General features: G+C 62.6%; 6 protein-coding genes. 4 read left to right on the forward strand and 2 right to left on the reverse strand.

What is annotated here, in order from left to right:
• Positions 1-174: transposase (locus GKC28_RS26985; RefSeq protein WP_217434166.1), on the reverse strand; the 174-nt coding region annotated here is incomplete at its 3' end.
• A gap of 220 nt (positions 175-394) precedes the next feature.
• Here GKC28_RS26985 and GKC28_RS25930 point away from each other — a divergent pair.
• From GKC28_RS25930 to GKC28_RS25945, 4 genes are read left to right on the forward strand one after another with little or no spacing between them, the layout of a single operon-like run.
• On the forward strand, positions 395-1,834 hold the full coding sequence (locus tag GKC28_RS25930) for a hypothetical protein (RefSeq protein WP_174149813.1): 1,440 nt from the start codon (positions 395-397) through the stop codon (positions 1,832-1,834).
• Positions 1,831-2,346 (forward strand): TetR/AcrR family transcriptional regulator, encoded by a 516-nt coding sequence (locus tag GKC28_RS25935; RefSeq protein ID WP_174149814.1) that lies wholly within the window; start codon positions 1,831-1,833, stop codon positions 2,344-2,346. Before GKC28_RS25930 ends, GKC28_RS25935 begins: the two co-directional genes overlap by 4 nt.
• Positions 2,343-2,837, forward strand: coding sequence for a hypothetical protein (locus tag GKC28_RS25940; protein ID WP_174149815.1), 495 nt, complete (start codon positions 2,343-2,345; stop codon positions 2,835-2,837). Before GKC28_RS25935 ends, GKC28_RS25940 begins: the two co-directional genes overlap by 4 nt.
• 23 nt (positions 2,838-2,860) lie before the next feature.
• Positions 2,861-3,793: a helix-hairpin-helix domain-containing protein gene (locus GKC28_RS25945; RefSeq protein ID WP_174149816.1), complete on the forward strand. Its 933-nt coding sequence runs from the start codon at positions 2,861-2,863 to the stop codon at positions 3,791-3,793.
• Here the strand turns inward: GKC28_RS25945 and GKC28_RS25950 are convergent.
• Positions 3,752-3,921, reverse strand: a 170-nt coding sequence (locus GKC28_RS25950) for an ATP-binding protein (RefSeq protein WP_174149817.1), incomplete at its 5' end; no start/stop codon positions are given. The two genes, GKC28_RS25945 and GKC28_RS25950, sit on opposite strands and share 42 nt — an antisense overlap.

The raw sequence follows: 3,921 nt of genomic DNA on the forward strand, positions 1-3,921 counted from the left end.
ATAGATCTGCTGCCGCCTGATCTCGTGGCGCTGTGCGACCTGCGACACGGTCGCGCCGTTCTCCCCGACCGAAAGCACAATCGCCAACTTCTCGTCGTCACTCCAGCGGCGCCGACGCTCCAAGCCAAGAATTTCGCCCCGCACAGCTGCCTCCCTCCCTGTAGGAGACGTCATTAAAGACGTCTTTATGGACGTCTCTTAGCAATCTCCGGCACACACGAGCAGGCGGTTCAAATCGGGCGGTTACGATCTGAGCGAACGCGACCGTTTTGGCGTGGCCGTCATTTCGATCGCTGTGGCGACGGGCTTTCGTGTGGGGGAGCTCACCACGCTGCCAGCCGATTGCCTAATACGTGACGGCGGCGCCCTTCTCGTGCGCAACTTTGCGTCCAAGATGGGACGCGAAGCTCCTCGTCCGATCCCTGCCGAGTTCGCTGAGATCGCCAAGCCGGCGGTCGAATACCTGATCGCGACCACATCCGAAGCGCGCAAGAGGGCCGCCGAACTCTCCAGCGACGCCCCACTGGATTGGCCCGCCATCCTCGGAGATGACGCCGCGCGAGATTACTTCGTTCGGCGTTGGCTGTCCGACTGGATCAGTAACCCGGAGCACCGTCTCATCGATACAAGGTGGGCATGGTACTCGCGCGGTGAACAGTCCAGGTGGATCCCCATGGCAGATATTATGCAACGCCACGAGGGCAACGTCTCCGAAATCGCACGCCGTGAGGGCCTGTCTCGTTCCGCCGTCGTAAATCTCAAGGCGCAAGTTGAGGCCTCTCAGCGCGGCGAGATTCACTTAGGCAAAAAAGATCCAAACTCGAACAGGAGCTTTGACACGGACCGGCGCTTTCCATCTGTAATGGCCTTCGAGCAACACGCAGGCTTGAACACGGCCTCAGGCAGACGTGCGGCCATTCAGCCCCTGATCGAAGAAGCGCGCCGGGCGATGCTGGAGCAAGAACCGTTCGCCGCGCCGGACTTCAATGCAGACATGGAGGCCGCCTCCCGCGCCTCGACCGACGTCCTGGTCGACACCGACACAGGACGCGCGACGCTGCGGGCCGAGGACGCGCTCCTCGTGCTCTTCGAAAACCAGCTGTCGGCGCTCAGAACCAACCGCGACCGGGTCGTCCATTACTCCGCAACCGTCTTGTCCCATTGGCTTGCCGGGTATAAGCGCGACCTCGGAACCGGCAAGCCCACCGACGCGGTGTGCCGACGCTTCGACATCCGTCACCCCGCGACCGGGGAGATCGCGAAGCTGACGATCCACGACCTTCGCCATTGGCTCTCCACTGCTTATGAGAACGGCGGCCTGTCGCCTGTTCAGATCGCGACGCTGTTCAACCGAAAGAGTCCCGCCGCAAACTCGACGTACAACCAGACGCGCGTCAGCGTGCGCCGAGACCGCCTTCGTGAGGCGATGAAGGATGGCGCCCTGATCGGCCACGCCGCGCAAGCCTATGATCGAATTGCTGCGGAGACCCCGGAGGAGGCCAGCATCTACCTCGAGACATCCACGAAGTTCTACAATCCGATGCCTCATGGGGTCTGTACGCTCAATTGGGCGCTCGAGCCATGTCCGCACGCTCTGAGCTGTTTTTCCTGCGGCGAGAAGCTCGAGGGCGGGCAGGAGCCATGTGAACACCTGATCGTCGACCCGGACGATCCCGCCCAAGTGCGCGAAATCGAACGGATCAACGGCAACGCTCGAGCCGTCCGAATGTCGATGCGTGACATCGGCGCCGGCAGGGGTCCGCAATACGATCAGTTTGGCCGCGCCGAGGCCTCAACTGAGACCCTCCTCAAGCGCATGGGAGCCAAGATATGACCGAAGCCAAGACGTCCCCCAAGCGCCGCCAACTGCGCGGCGAGGCGCTCAAACGACGCATCATCGAGGAAACGCGCAAACTCGTCGAGGAGCAGGGACGCTCCGACAAGGTCAGCATGAAGGAGATCGCGAGGCGCAGCGGGTGCTCCACTACGACGCTTCATAGGCTCGAAAAGGACGAAGAGCTCGTCTCCCGGACGCTGATGGACTTCAAGATTCGCCTGCGCAAGCGTGACGGACGCGCTACGGTCGAAAACCTCCGCGACCAAATCGCCAGCCTAAAGGACAGGATCGGCGCGCTCACGACGGAGCGGGACGCACTCCTCGCGCAGCGCGCTGATCTCTTTGAGCGTATTCTGATGTCCTCGACCCCCGTACAGGCACTTCTACGCGACGATGCCGTGGGCCTCTCAACCGCTGAGGGGGCTTGCATTCTCTGCGGGGGTCCGCCGCCCTCAAAGAGCGAGACCAACGTTGTGGACATCTCGCGCCAGCCGCGAGGCCGCAAATGACCGGCGTATCGAACAGAGACAAGGCGCGCATCGCCGTCCGAGCCCTCGAAGAGGAAATCAAGGCTCGCGACGCTCGCGGCGAGACCTTGCCGTTGAATGGCAGCGCGCTTCATTTGGGGCGCATTTGCCAACTCGTCGGAGTCGGCCGTGCCACTGTACAGCAGAACCCGCAATTCAAGGCATCGCTTATGGCTTATGCCGAAAAGCGCGGCCTCGCCTTTTCCGCGGCACGCACGTCCTCATCGAACGGCACAGCCTTTGGCGCAGACACTGGGAGCGACAACGACCTTGTATCGGCCTCGCGCCTACGCGAGGAGCAAAGGCGCACCCAATCGGCGGAAAAACGCATCTCTGAGCTTCTGGCGCGCAATGCGGCGCTTCGAGCCAAGGTCAAGCGCCTCGAGGCCACCGAGGAGGCCATAGCCTCCGGCGGGCGCTTCACGCCTAGCGCGCCAAGAGCATCGCTTAACAACCTAATCGACGACTCGTGATGGGCCATGAGTGCAAGTCTCGCATGACCTCAGCCTTGGCGGAGGTCATGGCGACAAGCCTAGACTTCTACGGTATCGGGCCTGCAAGAGCGGCACGCCTCGATGCGCACTTCGGCGAAGGGCTTCGGGACGCATTGTCTGACTGTGATCCAGCCGTCGCCAACATTCTCGGGGACGAGGTCGCAGAGATCGCCTTCGCAGCATTCAAGGCGCGCGCGGCTGAACTTGATCTGCTCGACTGGCTCCAGCACCGCGGCATTGTCGCGGTCGTAGGTGTGCCCACTGCGCGCAAGATCGCCCTCGCGTGGGGTGTCGGTGGCGTCCAGGCACTTGCGGAAAACCCCTACCTCTTGGGCGCTTTTCTCCCGTGGTCGGTCACCGATCGCGTCTGCATCGCACTCGGCTTCGACAAAGAGGATCCACGGCGTGTCGTCGCAGCCGCCGAGGCCGCGCTCTACGCCCGGCTCGACGAAAACCATACGGCGGCCGACTTCGACACGGCGGCCCTGAGCGTCGGAAAGCTCCTCGCCGGTAGCGAGACGACCGGCGAGCAGGCAATCCGGCGGGCCGTGGAGGCGGAGGCCTTGATCGCCTATCGCGACGTCGTTCAGCCCATGGGTGCAGCCGCGATGGAGGCGTTCCTCGCGCAAGAGCTGACCCGGCTTGGGAGGGAGGCCCCGGTTACCGACCTCGCCCTTCCAGGCATCTCGCCAGAAGACCTCGAGGCCGCCGTCGAACGTTACGCTAACACAATTCCGTTCGCCCCGACGCGCCCGCAACGCAAAGCTGTCAATGAGCGTTCAAAACTGACCCGGTTTCAGCGTTTGAATTTGACCCACCCCTTGTGGCGCAAAGGCCCCAGGCGGACTCGCTATAGGAGGGCGGCCCGYCTGGGGCCTTTGCTTGCGCGACGTTTATGTTTTTCTGCGTCGCTTGCTCTGTGCGAACCGGTATGACGTGTTGCCTGTCTCGATGATTGCGCAGTGATGAGTTACGCGATCCAGAAGCGCGGTTGTCATCTTGGCGTCACCGAAGACCGAGACCCATTCGCCGAACTCCAGGTTCGTCGTGATGATGACACTGG

Source organism: Leisingera sp. ANG59 (assembly GCF_013317235.1).
Lineage (GTDB): Bacteria > Pseudomonadota > Alphaproteobacteria > Rhodobacterales > Rhodobacteraceae > Leisingera.

Bases quoted from the DNA above. Each gene is read 5' to 3' on its own strand.
- GKC28_RS25930 (WP_174149813.1), top strand. From the start codon at position 395: ATGGGACGCGAAGCTCCTCGTCCGATCCCTGCCGAGTTCGCTGAGATC.
- GKC28_RS25935 (WP_174149814.1), top strand. From the start codon at position 1,831: ATGACCGAAGCCAAGACGTCCCCCAAGCGCCGCCAACTGCGCGGCGAG.
- GKC28_RS25940 (WP_174149815.1), top strand. From the start codon at position 2,343: ATGACCGGCGTATCGAACAGAGACAAGGCGCGCATCGCCGTCCGAGCC.